The 21,043-nt window shown below is 71.9% G+C and carries 21 protein-coding genes; 2 read left to right on the top strand and 19 right to left on the bottom strand.

From position 1 onward, the window contains the following. Positions 1–8: 8 nt before the first annotated feature. Positions 9–2,027: a protein meaA gene (locus PP1_RS22280; RefSeq protein WP_029239149.1), complete on the bottom strand. Its 2,019-nt coding sequence runs from the start codon at positions 2,025–2,027 to the stop codon at positions 9–11. 212 nt (positions 2,028–2,239) lie between these two features. Here PP1_RS22280 and PP1_RS22275 point away from each other — a divergent pair, with 212 nt between their 5' ends. Further along, entirely contained in the window at positions 2,240–2,578 is a 339-nt protein-coding gene (locus tag PP1_RS22275) for a hypothetical protein (RefSeq protein WP_010224404.1), read from the top strand. A gap of 7 nt (positions 2,579–2,585) precedes the next feature. Here the strand turns inward: PP1_RS22275 and PP1_RS22270 are convergent, their stop codons facing one another. Both PP1_RS22270 and murA read right to left on the bottom strand, forming a co-directional pair. Continuing rightward, entirely contained in the window at positions 2,586–3,368 is a 783-nt protein-coding gene (locus tag PP1_RS22270; RefSeq protein ID WP_010224405.1) for a DUF1206 domain-containing protein, read from the bottom strand. Positions 3,369–3,562: 194 nt separating this feature from the next. Further along, the gene (gene murA, locus PP1_RS22265; protein WP_029239152.1) at positions 3,563–4,831 is read right to left on the bottom strand and encodes a UDP-N-acetylglucosamine 1-carboxyvinyltransferase; all 1,269 of its coding nucleotides are present in this window, start codon (positions 4,829–4,831) and stop codon (positions 3,563–3,565) included. Between the two features lie 155 nt (positions 4,832–4,986). Here murA and PP1_RS22260 point away from each other — a divergent pair, with 155 nt between their 5' ends. Beyond that, positions 4,987–5,574 carry a cob(I)yrinic acid a,c-diamide adenosyltransferase gene (locus PP1_RS22260; protein WP_010224407.1) on the top strand — a complete coding sequence of 196 codons (588 nt, stop codon included), beginning with the start codon at positions 4,987–4,989 and terminating at the stop codon, positions 5,572–5,574. Between the two features lie 14 nt (positions 5,575–5,588). Here PP1_RS22260 and PP1_RS22255 read toward each other — a convergent pair whose 3' ends face one another. From PP1_RS22255 to rpmE, 16 genes are all read right to left on the bottom strand, one after another. Beyond that, entirely contained in the window at positions 5,589–6,038 is a 450-nt protein-coding gene (locus PP1_RS22255) for a DUF2550 domain-containing protein (RefSeq protein WP_010224408.1), read from the bottom strand. Between the two features lie 19 nt (positions 6,039–6,057). Beyond that, entirely contained in the window at positions 6,058–6,429 is a 372-nt protein-coding gene (locus PP1_RS22250; protein WP_010224409.1) for a F0F1 ATP synthase subunit epsilon, read from the bottom strand. Between the two features lie 16 nt (positions 6,430–6,445). After that, positions 6,446–7,882, bottom strand: a complete 1,437-nt coding sequence (atpD, locus tag PP1_RS22245; RefSeq protein ID WP_029239153.1) for a F0F1 ATP synthase subunit beta — start codon at positions 7,880–7,882, stop codon at positions 6,446–6,448. Next, positions 7,882–8,880: a F0F1 ATP synthase subunit gamma gene (locus PP1_RS22240; protein ID WP_010224411.1), complete on the bottom strand. Its 999-nt coding sequence runs from the start codon at positions 8,878–8,880 to the stop codon at positions 7,882–7,884. Before PP1_RS22240 ends, atpD begins: the two co-directional genes overlap by 1 nt. 12 nt (positions 8,881–8,892) lie before the next feature. Next, complete coding sequence (atpA, locus tag PP1_RS22235; RefSeq protein ID WP_010224412.1) at positions 8,893–10,530, bottom strand: F0F1 ATP synthase subunit alpha; 1,638 nt, start codon at positions 10,528–10,530, stop codon at positions 8,893–8,895. A gap of 65 nt (positions 10,531–10,595) precedes the next feature. Then, positions 10,596–11,426, bottom strand: coding sequence for a F0F1 ATP synthase subunit delta (locus tag PP1_RS22230; protein WP_010224413.1), 831 nt, complete (start codon positions 11,424–11,426; stop codon positions 10,596–10,598). Then, complete coding sequence (locus PP1_RS22225) at positions 11,426–11,971, bottom strand: F0F1 ATP synthase subunit B (RefSeq protein ID WP_010224414.1); 546 nt, start codon at positions 11,969–11,971, stop codon at positions 11,426–11,428. The genes PP1_RS22230 and PP1_RS22225 overlap by 1 nt, the downstream gene beginning before the upstream one ends. A gap of 52 nt (positions 11,972–12,023) precedes the next feature. Then, the gene (locus PP1_RS22220; RefSeq protein WP_010224415.1) at positions 12,024–12,272 is read right to left on the bottom strand and encodes an ATP synthase F0 subunit C; all 249 of its coding nucleotides are present in this window, start codon (positions 12,270–12,272) and stop codon (positions 12,024–12,026) included. 96 nt (positions 12,273–12,368) lie between these two features. Beyond that, a complete protein-coding gene (atpB, locus tag PP1_RS22215) occupies positions 12,369–13,142 on the bottom strand; it encodes a F0F1 ATP synthase subunit A (RefSeq protein WP_010224416.1) in 774 nt (257 codons plus the stop codon). A gap of 359 nt (positions 13,143–13,501) precedes the next feature. Next, the gene (locus tag PP1_RS22210) at positions 13,502–13,978 is read right to left on the bottom strand and encodes a hypothetical protein (RefSeq protein ID WP_050802185.1); all 477 of its coding nucleotides are present in this window, start codon (positions 13,976–13,978) and stop codon (positions 13,502–13,504) included. A gap of 477 nt (positions 13,979–14,455) precedes the next feature. After that, positions 14,456–16,477, bottom strand: a complete 2,022-nt coding sequence (locus tag PP1_RS22205; RefSeq protein ID WP_075314667.1) for a hypothetical protein — start codon at positions 16,475–16,477, stop codon at positions 14,456–14,458. Positions 16,478–16,513: 36 nt separating this feature from the next. Then, positions 16,514–17,797 carry a serine hydroxymethyltransferase gene (gene glyA / locus PP1_RS22200; protein WP_010241992.1) on the bottom strand — a complete coding sequence of 428 codons (1,284 nt, stop codon included), beginning with the start codon at positions 17,795–17,797 and terminating at the stop codon, positions 16,514–16,516. A gap of 61 nt (positions 17,798–17,858) precedes the next feature. Then, positions 17,859–18,521 carry an L-threonylcarbamoyladenylate synthase gene (locus PP1_RS22195; RefSeq protein WP_010241991.1) on the bottom strand — a complete coding sequence of 221 codons (663 nt, stop codon included), beginning with the start codon at positions 18,519–18,521 and terminating at the stop codon, positions 17,859–17,861. A 108-nt stretch (positions 18,522–18,629) separates the two neighbouring features. Then, the gene (prmC, locus tag PP1_RS22190; RefSeq protein ID WP_010241989.1) at positions 18,630–19,505 is read right to left on the bottom strand and encodes a peptide chain release factor N(5)-glutamine methyltransferase; all 876 of its coding nucleotides are present in this window, start codon (positions 19,503–19,505) and stop codon (positions 18,630–18,632) included. An 85-nt stretch (positions 19,506–19,590) separates the two neighbouring features. Beyond that, the gene (gene prfA / locus PP1_RS22185; RefSeq protein ID WP_010241988.1) at positions 19,591–20,667 is read right to left on the bottom strand and encodes a peptide chain release factor 1; all 1,077 of its coding nucleotides are present in this window, start codon (positions 20,665–20,667) and stop codon (positions 19,591–19,593) included. A 105-nt stretch (positions 20,668–20,772) separates the two neighbouring features. After that, positions 20,773–20,997, bottom strand: coding sequence for a 50S ribosomal protein L31 (rpmE, locus tag PP1_RS22180; RefSeq protein WP_010241986.1), 225 nt, complete (start codon positions 20,995–20,997; stop codon positions 20,773–20,775). Between the last annotated feature and the right edge of the window lie 46 nt (positions 20,998–21,043).

Genomic DNA, 21,043 nt, shown 5'->3' with positions numbered 1-21,043 from the left:
CCGCCGGATCAGGACAGGCCCTGCGCGTCCCGGACGAGGGTCACGATCTCGTCCATCATCCCGGTCAGCCGGAAGTTCTTCGGCGTGAACACCGCGGCGATCCCGCCCTCACGCAGCCGCTTCTCGTCCTCCGGCGGGATGATCCCCCCGACGACGACCGGGATGTCCCCGGCGCCCGCGTCACGCAGCCCCTGCACGACCGCCGGCACGACCTCCAGGTGCGAGCCGGACAGCACCGACAGCCCGACGGCGTGCACGCCCTCCTGCACCGCGGCCGCGACGATCTGCGACGGGGTGAGCCGGATGCCCTGGTAGACGACCTCGAAGCCGACGTCGCGGGCGCGCACGGCGACCTGCTCGGCACCGTTGGAGTGGCCGTCGAGACCCGGCTTGCCGACGAGCATCCGGAGGCGCTGGCCGAGCTCGTCACCGGTGGCGCGGACCCGCTCGCGGACTTCGGCGATCTCCCCGGCGCCTTCACCGGACGCCGACGCCGACGACACACCGGTCGGGGCACGGAACTCGCCGAACACCTCGCGCAGCGCACCGGCCCACTCGCCGGTCGTCACGCCGGCCTTGGCGCAGTCGATCGAGACCTGCATGAGGTTCTGCTCGGTCTTCGCGGCGTCGCGCAGTGCCCGCAGCGACTCGTCGACGGCCGCGGCGTCCCGCTCGGAACGCCACCGCCCGATGGCCTCGATCGCGGACCGCTCGGTCTCGGGGTCGACCGTGAAGATCGCCCCGGCGCCCTCGGCCTGCAGCGGGCTGGGCTCGGTGGTGTCGAACTTGTTGACCCCGACGACGACGCGGTCGCCGGACTCCATCTCACGGCGGTACGCGGCCAGGGAGCTGACCAGCTCGCCCTTCATGTAGCCGGACTCGACGGCCGAGACCGCACCGCCCATCTCCTGCACCCGGTCGATCTCGCCGCGGGCGCCCTCGACGAGCTCGGACACCTTGGCCTCGACCACCCGGGAGCCGTCGAAGATGTCCTCGTACTCGAGCAGGTCGGTCTCGTAGGCCAGCACCTGCTGCATCCGCAGCGCCCACTGCTGGTCCCACGGCCGCGGCAGGCCCAGCGCCTCGTTCCACGCCGGCAGCTGCACGGCGCGGGCCCGCGCGTCCTTGGACAGGGTGACGGCGAGCATCTCCAGCACGATCCGCTGGACGTTGTTCTCCGGCTGCGCCTCGGTCAGTCCCAGCGAGTTGACCTGCACGCCGTAGCGCAGGCGCCGCTGCTTGGGGTTCTCGACGCCGTAGCGCTCCAGGGTGATCTCGTCCCACAGGCGCGCGAGCGCCCGCATCTTGCACATCTCCTCGACGAACCGCAGGCCCGCGTTCACGAAGAACGAGATCCGCCCGACGACGTCGCCGAACTTCTCCGGCGGCACCTGGCCGGAGTCGCGCACCGAGTCCAGCACCGCGATCGCGGTGGACAGCGCGTACGCCAGCTCCTGCGTCGGCGTCGCCCCGGCCTCCTGCAGGTGGTAGCTGCAGATGTTGATCGGGTTCCACTTGGGGATCTCGGTGACCGACCAGGCGACCATGTCGGTGATCAGCCGCAGGCTGGGTCCGGGCGGGAACACGTAGGTGCCCCGCGACAGGTACTCCTTGACGATGTCGTTCTGCGTGGTGCCGGCGAGCTTCGCCCGGACCTCGGAGTAGTCGAGGCCCTGCTGCTCGGCCTGCTCCTCGGCGACCGCCACGTAGAGGGAGAGCAGCCACATCGCCGGCGCGTTGATCGTCATCGAGGTGTTGGCCTCGGCGACGGGGATGCCGTCGAACAGGGCGCGCATGTCACCGATGTGGCTGACCGGGACGCCGACCTTGCCGACCTCGCCCTTGGCGAGCTCGTCGTCGGGGTCGTAGCCGGTCTGGGTCGGCAGGTCGAAGGCCACCGAGAGACCGGTCTGGCCCTTGGCCAGGTTCCGGCGGTACAGCTCGTTGGTCTTCTCGGCCGACGAGTGACCGGCGTAGGTGCGGATCACCCACGGACGGTCGCGCTCGCGATCGGTCGGGTACGGCACCGGAACCTCCGTCGTCGTCTGCACAGTCGGCACTGTCTGCACGTCGGGACAAGACTACTGGCGAGTAGGGCGGATCGGGTGCCCGGTCGTCCCTCGTCACACACGTCTGCGCGGCAAACTACGCGATCCGTACGGGAAACCGAGCACTGGATCGGTTCACGCCCCACCCGTCGGGGAGGGCGGCAGGGCCCGGCGGGTGCGACCATCGGGCGATGGAGATGGACGTCGTCCCACGGCTCGGCACGATCGTCGGCCTGGTCGTGGTGCTGGTCGCCATCGGACTGCTGCTGCGCTGGACGTTCGGGCACCAGAAGAACGTGACCCTCCCCACCGACGACCCCGACGACCCCGTCGCGACCGGCCTGCTGACCGAGGTCTCGCGGGTACCGGGGAAGGACGCGGCGCGGATCCTGCGCGACCGGCTGCGCGCGCAGGGCATCCGGGCGACGATCACGCCCGGCTCCGACGACCGGGGCGGGTTCGCCCTGCTCGTCTTCCCGAAGGACGTGCCCGACGCCCGGGTCGTGCTCAGCCGGGGCGCACTGGACTGACGGACGCTCAGGTGACCCGGTGGTACCGGGCGTCGAAGAAGCAGAACACGCCGTAGCAGGCGATCCCCAGCCCGACCGCGACGAGCAGGAACACCCCGTAGGGCTGCTCACGCAGGGCCTTCAGCGCCGAGTCGAGTCCGTTCGCACGCGCCGGGTCGAACGTCAGCGCGGCGACACCGACGAGGATCCCGAGCACACCGATCGCGACGCCCTTCGCGATGAACCCGATCTGCCCGGTACGGGCATCGAGCCGGCGGACCCGGCGATCGGCACCCGCCAGGTCCTGGTCCTCGAGGAAGCGCTGCTGCCAGCCGTTCCACACCATCACGCCACCGCCCACGAGCACCCCGAGTCCGACGAGCGCGGTCACGATCTGCCCGCCCGGCAGGCCCAGCAGGCCCGCGGTCGCCTGCCCGCCCCCGCCCGACGACGCACGTCCGCTCAGCGCCGTCGTCGCCGCCGCGACCGCCAGCACCGCGTAGACCACGGCCTGCCCGGCGGACACCACGCGCTTGACCAGTCTGCGGGACCGGTCGCCGACGTAGCCGAAACCCCACACCGCCGAGACGGCCCGCCACAGGACGACCGCCGCGAACCCCACGACCAGGACCCACAGGAAGGCCCGGCCCAGCGGTTCGGCGGCGATCGCACCCAGCGCACCGTTCTGGTCCGCCTGCGCTCCGGACCCGAGCGCCACCTGCACCGCCAGCCAGCCGATCAGCAGGTGCAGGACGCCGTTCGCGGCGATCCCCACCCGCGCCGCGATCCGGACCGGCGTGGAGTGCGCCACGTCCCGTGCTCCGCTCGCCGCCCGGCGACCGGCCCGTGACACGTCAGCAGCATCCGGGGTGCTCACCATGGCGGCCTCCTCGTCGACGGCGGAACCCGACAGCCGGGCCGCCCGTGGCGTACCGGAAGCCTGCCACGATCGGGTGACGCGCGCCGATCGGGACCCTCGGGCTCGCGGACGCCGGGAGGCCGGGCTCAGCGCTCCGGCTCGCCCGCCACCCGGCGGATGTCCGCGCCCAGCGCGGAGAGGTTCTCGACGAAGCGCGGGTAGCCGCGGTCGATGTGCGCGACGTCCCAGACCTCGGTCGTGCCGCGGGCGCACAGTCCGGCCAGGACCAGGCCCGCACCGGCCCGGATGTCGCTGGCCCACACCGGCGCCGAGGACAGCTCCTCCCGCCCGCGCACGACGGCGTGGTGCCCGTCCGTGCGGGCGTCGGCGCCGAGCCGGACCATCTCGTCGACGAACCGGAACCGCGCCTCGAACACGTTCTCGGTGATCATCGACGTGCCCTCGGCGACGGCGGAGAGCGCGATCGCCATCGGCTGCAGGTCCGTGGCGAAACCCGGGTAGGGCAGCGTCACGAAGTCCACCGCCTCCGGGCGGCCCGGCATCGCGACGGAGAACTCCTCCTCGCCGGTGGAGATCTCGGCGCCCGCGCTGCGCAGCTTGTCCAGCACGAGGTCGATGTGGTGCGGGTCCACCCCGCGGACGGTCACCTCGCCGCGGGTCATCGCCGCCGCGAACGCCCAGGTCGCGCCCACGATCCGGTCGCCGATCACGCGGTGCGTGGTGGGCTGCAGGCCGGTCACGCCGTGCACGGTCAGCGTCGAGGACCCGACGCCCTCCAGCTTCGCGCCCATCTGCTGCAGCATCACGCAGAGATCGACGATCTCCGGCTCGCGGGCCGCGTTGTCGATGACGGTGGTGCCCTCGGCGAGCACCGCCGCCATCAGGATGTTCTCGGTCGCGCCGACGCTGGGGAAGTCCAGCCAGATCTGCGCACCGTGCAGGTCCTGCGCCGAGGCGGTGACACTGCCGTGCTCGATGTCGGTCGTCGCGCCCAGCTTCCGCAGGCCGTTCTGGTGCATGTCCAGCGGCCGGGAGCCGATCGCGTCGCCACCGGGCAGCGGGACGACGGCCCGCCGGCAGCGCGCCACCAGCGGCCCGAGCACGCAGACCGACGCGCGCAGCTTCGACACCGAGCGGTAGTCCGCCTCGGCGCCGGGGTTCGCCGGGACGTCGATGTGCACGGTGCCGCCCTCGATCGCCACCGCGCAGCCGAGGCTGCGCAGGACGTCCGCCATCAGCGGCACGTCCAGGATCTCGGGGCAGTTCTCGAGCGTCGTCCGGCCCTCGGCCAGCAGCGCCGCAGCCATCAGCTTGAGCACACTGTTCTTCGCCCCGACGACGTCGACGGACCCGCTCAGCCGGGCCCCGCCGCGGACCGCGAAATGCTCCACCACGTCCGGAACGGTAACGGGGCGGTCACCGGGGCACGGGCACACCCCGACGTGTCGGGCAGGGTTGCGCCGTCCGGCGCAGCACACGCGACGGCTGCCGAGAGGCGCCCCGACCGGCGGCCTGGCCTCCGCGCGGATCGTCCGCATAGCCTGTCGGGGTGGCGGTGCACCTGACTCGGATCTACACGAAGACCGGCGACGACGGGACGACGGCACTCGGCGACTTCAGCCGTGTCCGCAAGACCGACCCGCGCCTGGCTGCGTACGCGGACACCGACGAGGCGAACGCCGCGATCGGCGTCGCGGTGACGGTCGGCGGCCTCGCCGAGCGCGTCGCCGATCCTCTCCGGCAGATCCAGAACGACCTGTTCGACGTCGGCGCTGACCTCTGCGCGCCCATCGTCGAGAACCCGGAGTACCCGCCGCTGCGGATCACCGAGGGTTACGTGACGCGGCTCGAGTCGTGGTGCGACGAGTTCAACCCGGAGCTGCCGAAGCTGAACTCGTTCATCCTGCCCGGTGGGACACCCGGCGCCGCGTACCTGCACGTCGCCCGGACCGTCACCCGTCGCGCCGAGCGGTCGGTGTGGGCCCTGCTGGACGACGACGGCGACCGTACGAACCCGCTCACCGCGCAGTACCTGAACCGGCTCTCGGACCTGCTGTTCATCCTGGGCCGCGTCGCGAACCCGGACGGCGACGTCCACTGGCAGCCCGGCGGCCCGCACGGCGCCCCCGACGCCTGACGCCCCGCCTGCGCTCAGGACGCCTCGCGGAATCCGCGGGTGCGTCCCGGCGGTGTGGCCTCCAGCCAGGCCAGGAACCCGGTGCGGACGTCCTGGGACATCGCCAGTTCGACGTCGATGCCGCGGCCGCCGGCGTCGCGGCCCCGGCAGCGGAGCACCTCGACCGCCGTCGGGATGGCGAACTCCTCGGAGCGGTGCGGTGGGCGTCGCTCGACGATGTCCAGCCCGGCGCGGTCCAGGACCACGGTGGCGCCGATCCGGAAGCTGGTGAGCCGGTACCAGGCGAAGCGCTCGCCCTCGTAGCGACCGACACCGAAGTGCCAGTCCGTGACAGCGAAACGGCGGCGCAGACACAGGTCCACGCCGCCGTTACGCATGAGTCGCACCCGCCGTACGGCGAGCCAGATCAGGGGGACGACCAGACACAGCAGCAGAACTCCGACGATCGCCGCGATGAGTTCCACTGCCGTGCCGGTCCTCCGCCTAGTTGGCCTCGGCCGCCCGGAGGCGGGCCTCGGCCCGGGCGACGGCCGCCTTGCCCTCGTCGGTCGAGGTGTCGGCGCCGTCCCGCGCCCGGCGGGCCCGGTCGACGTCGATCTCGTCCGACTGCTCGGCGAACTCGGCCAGGATCGACACCCGCTCCGCGGAGACCGACAGGAACCCGCCGTGCACCGCGATGGTGCGCTTCGAGCCGTCGGTCGAGTCGATCCGGACGGTGCCGGCCTCCTCGAGCTGGGCCAGCATCGGCTGGTGGCCGGGCAGGATGCCGACCTCGCCGACGGTGGTGCGGGCGAGCACGAAGCGCGCGTCACCCGACCACAGCCGGCGCTCGACGGAGACCAGCTCCACGGTCATCTCAGCAGGCATGAGATCAGCCCTCGAGCTTCTTGCGGTTCTTCTCCAGGTCGTCCAGACCGCCGCAGAGGAAGAACGCCTGCTCGGGCACGTCGTCGAACTCGCCCTTGGCGATCTTGTCGAACGCCTCGATGGTCTCCTTCAGCGGGACCGTCGAGCCCGGCTGGCCGGTGAACTGCTCGGCGACCAGGAGGTTCTGCGACAGGAAGCGCTCGATCCGGCGGGCCCGGCCGACCAGCTGCTTGTCCTCCTCGGACAGCTCGTCGATACCGAGGATCGCGATGATGTCCTGCAGGTCGTTGTACTTCTGCAGGATCCGCTTGACCTCGTTGGCGACCCGGAAGTGCTCGTCGCCCACGTACTGCGGGTCGAGGATCCGGGAGGTCGAGGTCAGCGGGTCCACCGCCGGGTAGATCCCCTTCTGGGAGATCGGCCGGGAGAGCTCGGTGGTCGCGTCCAGGTGGGCGAACGTGGTCGCCGGAGCCGGGTCGGTGTAGTCGTCCGCGGGGACGTAGATCGCCTGCATCGAGGTGATCGAACGGCCACGGGTCGAGGTGATCCGCTCCTGCAGCTCGCCCATCTCGTCGGCCAGGGTGGGCTGGTAGCCCACCGCGGACGGCATGCGGCCGAGGAGGGTCGAGACCTCCTGGCCGGCCTGGGTGAACCGGAAGATGTTGTCGATGAACAGCAGGACGTCCTGGTCCTGCGCGTCCCGGAAGTACTCCGCCATCGTCAGCGCAGAGAGCGCGACGCGCATACGGGTGCCCGGCGGCTCGTCCATCTGACCGAACACCAGGGCGGTGTTCTTCATGACGCCCGACTCGGTCATCTCCGTGATGAGGTCGTTGCCCTCACGGGTGCGCTCGCCGACGCCGGCGAACACCGAGGTGCCACCGAAGTTCAGCGCGACACGCTGGATCATCTCCTGGATCAGCACGGTCTTGCCGACACCGGCACCACCGAACAGACCGATCTTGCCGCCGACCACGTACGGGGTCATCAGGTCGAGGACCTTGATGCCGGTCTCCAGCATCTCGGTCTTGCCCTCGAGCTGGTCGAACCGCGGGGCCTTCTGGTGGATCGACCGCAGGTCACCGGTGAACTGGATGCTCGGGTCGTCCAGGCAGTCGCCGAGCGCGTTGAACACGTGCCCCTTGACCTGGTCGCCCACCGGCACCGAGATCGGACGGCCGAGGTCGGTGACCTCCTGGCCGCGGACCACGCCGTCGGTCGGCTGCATGGAGATCGCGCGGACCAGGTTGTCGCCCAGGTGCTGGGCGATCTCCAGGGTCAGCTTGCGGTGGTCGCCGGAGAGGTCGACCTCCAGGGACAGCGCGTTGTACAGGTCCGGGACCTGGTCACGCGGGAACTCGACGTCGACGACCGGGCCGGTCACCTGGACGACGCGCCCAGTGATCGTGCCGGTGGCCGAAGTATCGGCGGTTGCGGTCATCAGCTCTCACTTCCTGCGCTCGCGAGGGCGTCGACACCACCGACGATCTCGCTGATCTCCTGGGTGATCTGAGCCTGGCGAGCCTGGTTGGCCTCCAGGGTCAGGCTACGGATCAGTTCGTTGGCGTTGTCGGTCGCGGCCTTCATGGCCCGCTGCCGGTTCGCCGACTCCGACGCCGCCGACTCCAGCAGGGCCGCGTAGAGGCGGGCCCCGATGTACTTCGGCAGCAGCGCGTCGAACAGCGTGTCCGGGTCCGGCTCGAACTCGTACAGCGACTGCAGCCCCTTGCTGCCGGGGCTCTCCACCTGGCTCTGCGCGGTGTCCGCGGTGCGGTCGTCCTCGTCCACCGGCTTCGCCGACGCGGAGTCCGCCGCGTACTCGACCTCGAGCGGCGCCATCCGCCGGGCCTGCGGGATCTGCGTGATCATGTTCTTGAAGCTGGTGTAGACGAGGTGCAGCTCGTCCACCCCGTGCACGCCGTCGGCGTTGCCGTCGCCGTCGTCCTCGCCGGCCATGAACGCGTCGACCAGCGTGCGTGCCGCCTCGGCCGCGTGCTCGTAACCGGGCTGCTCGGAGAAACCGGTCCAGGACTGCTCGATGTCCCGGTTGCGGAACCGGTAGTACGAGACGCCCTTGCGGCCGATCACGTACAGCACCGGCTCCTTGCCCTGCTCACGGAGCAGGGACTGCAGCTTCTCGGCCTCCTTGAGCACGTTGGCGTTGTAGCCGCCGCACTGACCGCGGTCACTGGTCACGACCAGGACCGCGGCCCGCTTCGGCTGCTCACGCTCGACGAGCAGCGGGTGGTCCAGCGCCGAGTTGGAGGCGAGCTCGGAGAGCGTGCTCGTCATCAGCTCGGCGTAGGGACGCGCCTCGTCCACCCGCGCCCGGGCCTTCGCGATCCGTGAGGTCGCGATCAGCTCCTGGGAGCGGGTGATCTTCTTGATGGACTGCGTCGACCGGATACGCCGGCGCAGCACCCGGATCTGTGCCGCCATCGGGTATCAGCCTCAGCTCTTCTTGACGGTGACGGTCTCCTGCTCGACGTCGTCCTCGTCGAGGGCCTTCGCCGGCTTCTCGTTCGGGACGACCGAGGAACCGTCGGAGGCGGTGAACTCGTTGCGCTTGAAGGTGTCGACGGCCGAGGTCAGCGTCGAGATCGCGTCGTCCGAGAGCTTCCCGGTGTCGACGATCTCGCTGAGCGGACCCGCGGCGTGCCGGCGCGCGTACTCGCGGAACTCGCCCTCGAAGCGCTGCACGTCGGCGACCGGGACGGAGTCGAGCTTGCCGGAGGTGCCGAGCCAGATCGAGACGACCTGGTCCTGAACCGCGACCGGCGCGTACTGGGCCTGCTTCAGCAGCTCGACCAGACGCTCACCGCGGCCCAGCGAGGCCGCCGACGCCGCGTCGAGGTCCGAACCGAAGGCGGCGAACGCCTCCAGCTCGCGGTACTGCGAGAGGTCCAGACGCAGCGAACCGGACACCGTCTTCATGGCCTTGACCTGGGCGTCGCCACCGACCCGGGAGACCGAGATACCGACGTTGATCGCCGGCCGGACGCCCTGGTTGAACAGGTCGGACTCGAGGAAGACCTGGCCGTCGGTGATGGAGATGACGTTGGTCGGGATGTACGCCGACACGTCGTTCGCCTTGGTCTCGATGATCGGGAGACCGGTCATCGAACCCGCGCCGAGGTCGTCGGACAGCTTCGCGCAACGCTCCAGCAGCCGCGAGTGCAGGTAGAACACGTCGCCCGGGTAGGCCTCACGGCCCGGCGGACGGCGCAGCAGCAGCGAGATCGCGCGGTACGCCTCGGCCTGCTTCGAGAGGTCGTCGAAGACGATCAGGACGTGCTTGCCCTGGTACATCCAGTGCTGGCCGATGGCCGAGCCGGTGTAGGGGGCGAGCCACTTGTAGCCGGCCGGGTCGGACGCCGGGGCGGCGACGATCGTCGTGTACTCCAGCGCACCGGCGTCCTCGAGGGACTGCCGGACACCGGCGATCGTGGAGCCCTTCTGGCCGACGGCGACGTAGATGCAGCGGACCTGCTTCTTGGGGTCGCCCGACGCCCAGTTCTCCTTCTGGTTGATGATCGTGTCGACGCAGACCGCGGTCTTGCCGGTCTTGCGGTCGCCGATCACCAGCTGCCGCTGGCCACGGCCGATCGGCGTCATGGCGTCGATCGCCTTGATGCCGGTCTGCAGCGGCTCGTGCACCGACTGGCGCTCCATCACCGAGGCCGCCTGCAGCTCGAGCACGCGCCGCGAGTCGGTCTCGATGTCGCCGAGACCGTCGATGGCGTTGCCGAGCGGGTCGACGACCCGGCCCAGGTAGCCCTCGCCGACCGGGACCGAGAGGACCTCGCCGGTGCGGGTGACCTGCTGCCCCTCCTCGATGCCGGTGTAGTCGCCGAGGACGACGGCGCCGATCTCGTTCTGCTCCAGGTTCAGCGCCACGCCTCGGACGCCGCCCTCGAACTCGAGCAGCTCGTTGGTCATGGCCGAGGGCAGGCCCTCGACGTGGGCGATGCCGTCACCGGTGTCGGACACGGCGCCGACCTCGCGGCGGGACGTGTCGCTCTCCAGCGACGAGACGTAGCTGGAGATCGCGCTCCGGATCTCCTCGGAGGAGATCGTCAGCTCTGTCATGCTGCGTCGTTCCTTCTCTCGAACGGGATCTGAGATCGGGCCGCCGGGGCGGCCGGCTCAGCAGGTCAGCTGGGCAGGGACCGGCGCGCGGCGGCGAGTCTGCCCGCCACGCTGCCGTCGATGACCTCGCCGCCGACCTGCACGACCAGACCTCCGAGGAGGTCCCGGTCGAGCTCGACCTGCAGGGAGATCTTGCGGCCGTAGATCCGGCCGAGGGACTCTTCGAGCTTCGACTCCTGGTCGGGAGTCAGCGCGACGGGGGTGCGCACCTTCGCGACCGACCGGTCCCGGCGGGCCGCCGCGAGCTCGGCGAGCTCCTCGGCGACGACGTCCAGGTGCCGGCCGCGGGGCAGCCGGACCGCCTCGCGGAGCAGCGTCGCGGTGACCGGGAAGACCCGGTCGCCGAGCACGCCGTCCAGCAGCTGCACGCGACCCTCCACCGGCCTGGTGGTGTCGGCGAGCAGACCGTTGAGCTCCGGCTCGCGGCCGAGGATGCGGCCGAACCGGAACAGCTGGTCCTCGACCTCGTCGAGCGACCCGGTCTTCTCGGCGACGGCGACGGCGGCCTGGCGGGCCAGCGCCTCCGCGGCGACGACGACGTCCCGGGTCTTCGACCAGCGCTTGCGCGCCAGCTCGGAGACGAGGTCGACGGTCGGCTGCGAGAGCTGCGCACCGAACAGGCGGCGGACCAGATCGGCCCGGGCCTCCTCCGGCGACGCGGAGTCGGCCAGCAGCCGCTGCACGGCGCGCTCGCCGTCCAGGAACCGGGCCACCGCGAACAGCTCGTCCGCCGTCGTGGTCAGGTCCCGGGCGGACGCACCGTCGACGTAGCCGTCCAGCCGCTCGGTCAGCGCGACGAGCGCGTCCCGGGACGCGGGCTGCAGGACCGTGGCCATCAGTTCGCCCCGCTCCGCGCGGCGCCCTGCTGGTCGAGCTCACCCAGGAACGAGTCGATCGTCGACGAGCGACGCGAGTCGTCGGTGAGCTGCTCGCGCAGCAGGCGCTCGGCCAGCTGCACGGACAGGCCGCCGACCTCGTTGCGGAGGGCGCGCTGCGCGGCGTCGCGGGCCGCGGAGACCTGCTCCTCGCCCCTTGTCCGGATGCGAGCGGCCTCCTGCTCGGCCTCCTCGCGCAGCTCGGCCTTGATCTGCTGGCCCTCGGCACGCGCATCGTCGCGGATGCGCGCCGCCTCGGCCCGGAGGCCGGCCAGCTGGTCCTCGTACTCCTTCTTCAGCCGGTCCGCCTGCTCCTGGGTCTCCTGAGCACGCTTCAGACCGCCCTCGATCGCGTCCGTCCGCTCCTCGTAGAGCGTCTCGAAGCGCGGAACCGCGAACTTCCAGAGCACGAAGAGCAGGATGGCGAACGCGACGATCCCGAGGACGAGCTCGTTGCCGTGCGGGAGAATCGGCAGCGGTTCCTCGGCGGCGAGAATCAGTTCCACCGTGAGTCCTTCCCTGACGTGGCCGCCGGTGTGTGGACCGGCATGGGGTTGATCAGCCGCCGGCGATGAAGAACAGCACCAGGCCGATCAGCATGACCAGCTCGGCGAGCACGAAGGTGGTCCAGCCGATACCCATCAGCTGGCCACGGGCCTCCGGCTGGCGGGCGGTGCCGCTGATGACGGCCGACCAGATCAGGCCGACGCCGATGCCGGCGCCGATGGCGCTGGCACCGAAGCCGATGGCCGCGAGGCCGGGGTTGATGTCGGCGGCCTGGGCCAGGACCTGCGTGGGGACGTTCACTTCGGTTTCCTTCCGTCGGGTCCGCGGGATGCGGGTCGTTCGGTGGGTCGGGCCGGACGAGCCGGCGGATCGGATCGGCGCTCGCGCACCGGGTGTCTAGTGGTCCTCCGAGATCGCCGCACCGATGAACACGGCGGCGAGCAGGGCGAAGACGTAGGCCTGGATGACCTGGACCAGCGCCTCCAGGAAGGTGAACGCGATGCCGGCGACGAACGAGAACGGCGCCGCGACCGCCAGCCCGCCACCCGCGAAGAGCAGGAACTCGGCGGCCACCGCGGTCAGCGCGATGATCAGGTGGCCGGCGAACATGGCGGCGAACACACGCAGCGCGAGCGAGAGCGGCTGCACCACGAACTTCTGCAGCAGCTCGATCACGATGATCAGCGGCGCGATGAAGACCGGGACACCCGGCGGCAGCGCGGCGTGCTTGATGTAGCCCGCGAAACCGTGCTTCTTGAACCCGGCGTAGTGGTAGAAGACGTAGACGAACAACGCCAGCGCGATCGGGAACCCGATCCGCGACATCGTCGGGAACTGGATCACCGGGATGATCGCGAAGAGGTTGTTGATCAGGATGAAGCTGAACAGGCCCAGGATCAACGGAATGAACCGCTTGAAGTCGGCGGAGCCGATCTGGTCGCGGGCCATCGTGTTGCGCGGGATGTTGTAGAACGACTCCAGCGCGAACTGCCCCCGGCCGGGGACGATCGAGAGCTTGCGGGTGCCGAGCGTGAACACCGCGACGACGATGATCAGCGACAGCACGGCGAGGACCATCGGCTTCGTGACCTCGCCGAAGATCGGCGGGTAGTTGAAGAGTCCCTGGCCCGGCGGCGTGAACTCCTCTGCCGCAAGTACGAACGTACCCAATGGGGGTCCTTCCGGTGCTCCCGTCCCGCGTCCACGCGAAACGGGGGATCGCCTGCAAGGTGCCTCGTGGCGCGATGCCTTCCGGGCGTCCGGGCCGAAACACCGGAAGTCACCCACATCGCCTACGTGGCGGATGCTATCAGCCGTACTTCTACAACGTGTCGGGGGCTGGCACGCATCTCACCTGCGCCTTCACGCCACGCAACGATCTTGGTCGGGGCGCGCGCGGGGCGCGGTGCAATCATTCGTTAACACGCCGCGCGGGCGCCACCCCCACCTCCGTGGTAGCCGTGCGAGCGGCTGTGGAGACCCGGATCCGGGCCTGGCCAAAACCGGCATTTCGGTCGAGTCGGTGCAGGTCAGGCGCTCGGCGGGTCCGGCTCCGGCCCGATCAGGATCTTGATCTTGCTGCCCGCCCAGGCCTCGGCCGCGGTCGTCGCGACGAACACCACGAGCAACGTGACGGCCAGTGACATCCGGTGCAGGCCGGGGGCACCCCCGAGGGTGAACAGGACGATCAGGAGGATGAGGGCCTTCGTCACCAGGCCGATGAATGAGGCCAGCATCACAGCCCCCGGATCCAGTGCCGTGGTGCGCAGCATCAGGACCGGGGTGAGCAGCGCGGAGCCCGTGGCGAGCACCCCACCCAGGGCGGCGCCGTAGAGCCCGGGCAGCCCGGCGGCCAGCGCGGCGGCACCGATGCACAGCACCGAGGTCACGCCCCCGACCAGGGCGGCACCGCGCGCCATCGACGCGGAGAGCCTCCGGACCACCTGCGCCTGCCCGACGGCAGGGCCGCTGTAGTCCACCGTCCCCCACCGGTCCCATCGCCACACGGTTCGCCCGTCCTCCCGGATCAACGGCCGCTCCACCAGCCGGAACGAGCCACGACCACGGTATCGCCGGCCGGCACCGCGGTCTCCGGCGCCCGTCGGAGCGGGCGTTCCCCGGCTCGCCCGGCAGAGGTGACCGCGGACACCCGAACCATCGGTGAGGCTCCGCCACCGCCGCCGATCGGGACGCACGCGGTGGCCCCGGCGAGGGCCGGAACGTGCATCCCGTTCGCCGGCCCCAGGCACGTGGGCCGGCGACCATCACCTGGCGACGCTCCCGGCACCCGCCCCGCGCCGCTGTCAGAACCCCGTCGACGCACCCCTCGACCGGTCCGCGCACCCGTTGCATCGGGTGCGCCACCCTGCGAAGCGGTGCGCCACCCTGCGACGGGGTGCGCCACCCTGCGACGAGGTGCGCCACCCGGCGAAGCGGTGCGTCGCGCGGGGAAGCGGTGCGTCGCGCGGCGACGGGGTGCGTCGTCAGTGGGCCGGGGGGTCGTCGTGGGGGCGGCGGTGCGCCCCGTGGGTGGGGACCGTCGGTTGCTCCGTGTGCTCCTCGGGTCCGCCGGGCCCTGCAGCCTCCGGCGTCCCGGGAGCGGACGCGTCCCGGCGCGGGCCCATGGGTCCGGTGCCTGGGGCCCGGGTCCCGTTGCCGGACACCGGATCCACTCCGGGACGGCGGTGCGGAGCTCCTCGGCCGGGGGCCGGCGACTCTCCCGTGCGGTACGGGACCGCCCCACCGGGAGCAGATGTCTCCCCGGACCGGTGCGGGGGCACGGGAGTCTCCCCCTGGCGGTACGGAGCCACCCCACCACCGGGTGCCGGCGTCTCCCCCGGCCGGTACGGCGGCACCCCGCGTCCGGGCACCGGGGTCTCGCCCGGAGGGCGCGCCGGCGTCCCGTTGCCCGGGTACGGCGCCCCGCCGGTCGGCTGCGGTCCCCCGGGCGGGCCGGCGGGCGGCGGTGCCGGTCGCCGTTCCCGTGGCCCGCGGCCCCCGTCCGTCGGTGGACCGGGCGTGGCCGGATACGGGGACGCCCCCGCCGGCCGCCGCATCGGTGGGCGGCCCGCCGGTCCCCGGCCCGGCTCCACGGGCCCGGATCCGCGCGGCGTCTCCTGCCGGTGCGGCCCGGCCACGTCAGGCCGGCCGGGCCCGGCGACCTCGTGCCGGCCGGACCCCGCCACCTCGGACAGCCCGGGCCCCGCCACGTCCTGCCGGACGGGGGCGGTCACCCCACCGGACCCGGCCGTCAGGGCGTCCGGCACCGGCGGCACCGGGTCCGGGACGGGTTCGTCGTCGACGGAGGCCACCGGCACGACCGTCGGGGCCGCGGCCGCCGCGGCCCGCTGCCGGGACCGGTGCGGCACCACCGACGCGACGAAGGCGACGATCAGGGCGACGACGGTGGCCGCGACGACCAGCCCGGTCTGCGGGACGAGCGCGAGCGCGACCGCACCGAACGCGATGACCGCGACCCACAGGTACACGAGCAGCACGGCGCGACGGTGGCTGTGCCCGACCTGCAGGAGCCGGTGGTGCAGGTGCATCTTGTCCGGGCTGAACGGGCTGGTCCCGGCACGGGTCCGGCGGATCACCGCGAGCATCAGGTCCAGCACCGGGATGAACACGATCCCGACGAGCACGAAGACCGGCGAGACCAGGGCGAAGATGTCACCGGGGCCGACGGTCTCGTTGAACGTCAGCCGGCCCGACGCGCTCGTGATGGCCGCGGACAGCATCACGCCGACCATCATCGAGCCGGTGTCGCCCATGAAGATCCGGGCCGGGTTGAAGTTGTGCGGCAGGAACCCCAGGCAGGCTCCGGCCAGCACGACCGCGATCAGGGCCGGGGTGAAGGCCGCCGGATCGTTCCCGTTCTCGCTGATCAGGCCGACGCAGAACACGGCCGTCGCCAGCGTGGTGATCATGCCGATGCCGGCGGCGAGTCCGTCGAGGCCGTCGATGAAGTTGAGGGCGTTCACCAGGCCGACCGTCAGCAGGACGGTGAGCAGCACCGACTGGCTCTGCCCGAGCAACAGGTAGGAGCCGGAGATGCCGCTCCCGCCACCGCCGAGCGGGATCCAGATCGCGGACCACTGCACGGTGTAGAGCACCAGCAGGCCACCGGCCGTCACCTGGGCGGCGAACTTGGTGATCGCGTCGAGGTCGTAGCGGTCGTCGAGCATCCCGACCCCGACGAGCAGGGCTGTCGCGACGACGACGCCCATCACCTCGGTGCTGCCCTCGAAGTACGCCAGCCGCAGGGCGGGCAGCTGCAGCGCGAGCAGCAGGCCGGCGAGGACCCCGCCGAACATCGCGAGGCCGCCCCACCGCGGGGTCGGGGTGACGTGCACGTCCCGACCCCGCGGCCAGGCCACGGCGCCGACCTTGAGGGCCAGCATGCGGACCGGCCCGGTGAGCAGCAGCGTCACCACGGCGGAGACGAGGCCGACGAGCAGGAACTCACGGACGGGGAGTCCGTAGCTCAGCTGGTCCACCGGCACGTCGACTGCGCCTCTCCGGTCCGCCTTCGGGTCAGGTCACCCCCGAGGGTAGGCGGGTGCCTTCCGGACCAGTGCGGTGACCGCCTCGGCGACGGCACCGAGTTCCTTGTCGCCCGCCGTGGTGTCGTGCTCGGCCTTCACCGCACGGGCCAGCAGGGCGCCGACCTCGGCCATGTCCGCCTCCGTCATCCCCTGGGTCGTGACGCTCGGCGAGCCGACCCGGATGCCGGACGGCTTCATCGGCGGGGCCGGGTCGTAGGGGATGGCGTTCTTGTTCAGCGTGATGCCGGCCCGGTCGCAGCGGGTCTCGGCCTCGGACCCGGTCACTCCGATCGGCCGCAGGTCCATCAGCGCCAGGTGGTTGTCGGTGCCACCGGACACCGCGCGCATGCCCTCGGACTCCAGGCTCTTGGCGAGCGCCTGGGCGTTCGAGACGACCTGGCGGGCGTAGGCCTGGTACTCGGGCTGGGCCGCCTCCCGCATCGCGACGGCCTTCGCCGCGACCGCGTGCATCAGCGGGCCGCCCTGGGAGAAGGGGAACACCGCCTTGTCGATGGCCTTGGCGTGCTCGGCCTTGCACAGCACCATGCCGCCGCGCGGCCCGCGCAGCACCTTGTGCGTGGTGGCGGTGACGACGTCGGCGTAGGGCACCGGCGACGGGATCGCCTGGCCGGCGACCAGGCCGATGAAGTGCGCCGCGTCGACCATCAGCACGGCACCGACCTCGTCGGCGATCTCGCGGAAGATCTTGAAGTCGATCAGGCGCGGGTAGGCGGTCGCACCGGCGATGATGATCTTCGGTCGGTGCTCGCGGGCCAGGCTGCGGACCTGGTCGTAGTCGATGACCTCGGTGTCCTCACGCACCAGGTAGGAGACCGCGTTGAACCACAGGCCGGAGAAGTTCACCTTGCTGCCGTGCGTCAGGTGACCGCCCTGCTTGAGGTCCATCGCCAGCACGGTGTCGCCCGGCTTGGCGAAGGCGGCGTACGCGGCGAGGTTCGCGCTCGCACCGGAGTGCGGCTGCAGGTTCACGTGCTCGGCGCCGAAGAGCTCCTTGGCGCGCGCGTTGCCGATGTTCTCGGCCTCGTCGACGACGCTGCAGCCGCCGTAGTAGCGCCGGCCGGGGTAGCCCTCGGCGTACTTGTTGGACAGTGTCGACCCGAGCGCCGCCAGCACGGCCGGGCTGGTCAGGTTCTCGCTCGCGATGAGCTGGAGGCCGCCACGCAGGCGGTCCAGCTCGTCCAGCACGACTCCCGCGATCTCGGGATCCTGCTGCTGCAGTGCGGAGAAGTCCGGGCCCCAGAAGGTCTGCTCACTCACGTGCGGAGAGGCTACCCGCCAGGATCGTCCCTGGCTGTGCCCCTGAACACGTGCTCACCCCTCAGGGGCGGTCGACCTCCTGCCCGACGACCTCGGCGACCTGCTCGGCAGACACCCCGCCCTCGCGCAGGAGCCGCGGCCGGACGCCGGTCAGATCGACGATCGTCGACGCCACCGGGTCCCCGGACGGGCCGCCGTCGAGGTAGACCTGCACGCTCGACGCGAGCTGGGTGATCGCCTCGGTGACCGTCGACGCCGGCGGGTTGCCCGAGGTGTTCGCACTGGAGACGGCCATCGGGCCGACCTCGCGCAGCAGCTCCAGGGCGACCGGGTGCAGCGGCATCCGCAGCATCACCGTGCCACGGGTGCTGCCGAGGTCCCAGGCCAGCGACGGCGCGTGCTCCAGCACCAGCGACACCTCACCCGGCCAGAACGCCTCGATCAGCGCCCGCGCGGACGGCGGCACCGACGTGACGAGGCCGTCGATCGTCGTCCAGGACCCGACGAGCACGCCGACCGGCATGTCCGGGCCCCGGCGCTTGGCCGAGAGCAGGTTCCGCACCGCGGTGCCGCTGAAGGCGTCGCAGCCGATCCCGTAGACGGTGTCGGTGGGGAGGACGACCAGCTCACCGGACCGGACCGCCCGCGCCGCCGCGGTCAGACCGCGCTGTCGCTCCGCCGGTCGGCCGCAGTCGAACAGCGGCTGGGTCTGAGGTGCACTCACGATCCGCGAGAATACGACCGGCCGGTTCCCCGGCGCGGGGCGGCTCTCCCGTCGGGGTCCGCGGACGGACGGCGACCTGCGCGACCGGCCCCCGGGCCGGGGCGGCGGTCAGTCCCGGAACGGCACCCGGCGGGCGGTGACGAACCGGGGACGGCCGGTCAGGTCGGTGTGCTCGGTGACCTCGGCGAGGGTCCGACGGCGACGCAGCAGTGCGGGCACGGTGTCGCCGTGCGTGTCGTCGTGCTCGATCGCCAGCGCCCCGCCGTGCCGCAGCCAGCCGGTGGCTCCGCGCACGACCGCCTGGATGATCTCCGTGCCGTCCGGCCCGCCGAACACCGCGCCGGGCGGGTCCCACCGCTCGACCTCCGGCGGGACCGGCGTCCCGTCCGGGACGTAGGGCGGGTTGCAGACCACCAGGTCGACCCGGCCCTCCAGCTCGACGAGCAGGTCCGGCCAGCGGACGTCGGCGGCGTGCAGCGTCACCGGCCGCCCGCCCCGGCCGACGTGCGCGTCGAGGTTGCGGCGTGTCCACACCAGTGCCGCGGGATCGGCCTCCAGGGCGTGCACGGCGGCGTCCGGCCGGGACACCGCGAACGCGAGCGCCAGCGCACCGGACCCGGTGCACAGGTCGAGGACGACGGGGCGGCGCACGTCGCGGAGCGCACCGAGGCCCCACTCGAAGAGCAGCTCGGTCTCCGGGCGCGGGGTGAACACCCCCGGCCCGACCGCGACCTCGACCGGGCCGAGGACCGCGGTGCCGAGGATGTGCTGCAGCGGCTCCCGGGCCGCCCGGCGCTTCACCAGGACCTTCAGCTCCTCGACGACGCCCGGGTCGACCAGGGGCGTCAGCAGCAGCGTGGAGCGGCTCCGGCCCGAGACGTGCGCGGCGAGCAGCTCCGCGTCGACCCGCGGCGACGCCACCCCGGACGCCGCCAGGGTGCGTTCCGCCTCTGCGATCGCCACCCGCAACGGGAGCCGGTTCACCGGACGTTCCTGGTCACGGCCCCAGTGTCGCCCGTGACAGCACCGGGGACACGGGTGCGGACCCGCAGATCACACGGGCGGGCGATCACTCGTCCCCGCTCTCCCCCGCCATCGCCTCGGCGCGGTCGGCCGCGGTGAGGGCGGCGAACACGTCGGTCAGGTTCCCGTCGAGCACCGACGAGAGGTTGTGCGCCTTGAAACCGACCCGGTGGTCGGAGATCCGGTTCTCCGGGAAGTTGTAGGTCCGGATCCGCTCGGAGCGGTCGACGGTGCGGACCTGGGACCGGCGCTGCTCGGAGGCGGCCTCGGCGGCCTCGGCCTCGGCCTTGGCCTGCAGCCGGGCGCGCAGCACGTCCATCGCACGTGCCTTGTTCTGGAGCTGGGAGCGCTCGTTCTGGCAGCTCACGACGATGCCGCTGGGCAGGTGGGTGATCCGGACCGCGGAGTCGGTGGTGTTGACGCTCTGCCCGCCGTGGCCGGACGCCCGGAAGACGTCGACCCGGATGTCCTTCTCGTCGATCTCCACGTCCGGGGTCTCGTCGGCGTCCGGGAACACCAGGACGCCGGCCGCGGAGGTGTGGATGCGGCCCTGGGACTCGGTGACCGGCACCCGCTGCACCCGGTGCACGCCGCCCTCGAACTTCAGCGCCGCCCAGGCGCCCTGCGCGGGGTCCTTGGACCGCACGGAGAGCGTGACGTCCTTGAACCCGCCCAGGTCGGACGGTGTGGAGCCGAGCAGCTCGACCTTCCAGCCGCGGGACTCCGCGTAGCGGGTGTACATCCGGACGAGGTCCCCGGCGAACAGCGCGGACTCCTCGCCGCCCTCCCCGGACTTGACCTCCATCAGGACGTCGTCGGAGTCGTGCGGGTCGCGCGGGACCAGCAGCTCGGCGAGCTCGGTCTCCAGCTCGACGACCCGGACGTCGAGCGCGTCCGCCTCGGCCGCGAACGACCGGTCCTCGGACGCCAGCTCACGGGCCGCGTCGCGGTCCTCCCGGGCCTGCGCCAGGTCTCGGGCGCACCGCACCACCGGCCCGAGCTGGGCGTAGCGCTTGCCCAGCTTGCGGGCCTGCACCTGGTCCGCCAGCACCTCGGGGTCGGCGAGGCGCTGCTCGAGCTCGGCGTACTCGTCGAGCAGGGAGTCGACCGACTGGCTGGCCATCGCGCGCGATCCTTCGTCCGGAGGGGAGGGGGCGCCTCCGAGGCCGGAGACGCGAAACGGCGCCCGCCTCCTCGTGGAACGAGGTGACGGGCGCCGTGACGGGAGCTACTGGCCGGCGCGGGCGCCGCGCTTCCCGTAGCGGGCCTCGAAGCGGGCCACGCGGCCGCCGGAGTCCAGGATCTTCTGCTTGCCCGTGTAGAACGGGTGGCAGGCGGAGCAGACCTCGACGGTGATCGCACCGTTCGCCTTGGTGCTCCGGGTCGTGAACTGGTTGCCGCAACCACAGGTGACCTGGGTGTCGACGTACTGGGGGTGGACGCCCTCGCGCATGGGATTTCTCCTCTCGGTGGCCGCCGGGTCCCGCACGGGCGGGTGA

The organism is Pseudonocardia sp. P1 (assembly GCF_000178675.2).
Classification (GTDB): domain Bacteria; phylum Actinomycetota; class Actinomycetes; order Mycobacteriales; family Pseudonocardiaceae; genus Pseudonocardia.
The sequence above is the reverse complement of the archived record's forward strand: the minus strand, read 5'-3'. Positions and strand labels throughout refer to the sequence as shown.

Bases quoted from the DNA above. Each gene is read 5' to 3' on its own strand.
- atpD (WP_029239153.1), bottom strand. From the start codon at position 7,882: ATGACCGCAACCGCCGATACTTCGGCCACCGGCACGATCACTGGGCGC.
- PP1_RS22240 (WP_010224411.1), bottom strand. From the start codon at position 8,880: ATGGCGGCACAGATCCGGGTGCTGCGCCGGCGTATCCGGTCGACGCAG.
- PP1_RS22275 (WP_010224404.1), top strand. From the start codon at position 2,240: ATGGAGATGGACGTCGTCCCACGGCTCGGCACGATCGTCGGCCTGGTC.
- PP1_RS22250 (WP_010224409.1), bottom strand. From the start codon at position 6,429: ATGACCGTGGAGCTGGTCTCCGTCGAGCGCCGGCTGTGGTCGGGTGAC.
- PP1_RS22230 (WP_010224413.1), bottom strand. From the start codon at position 11,426: ATGGCCACGGTCCTGCAGCCCGCGTCCCGGGACGCGCTCGTCGCGCTG.
- rpmE (WP_010241986.1), bottom strand. From the start codon at position 20,997: ATGCGCGAGGGCGTCCACCCCCAGTACGTCGACACCCAGGTCACCTGT.
- atpA (WP_010224412.1), bottom strand. From the start codon at position 10,530: ATGACAGAGCTGACGATCTCCTCCGAGGAGATCCGGAGCGCGATCTCC.
- prfA (WP_010241988.1), bottom strand. From the start codon at position 20,667: ATGGCCAGCCAGTCGGTCGACTCCCTGCTCGACGAGTACGCCGAGCTC.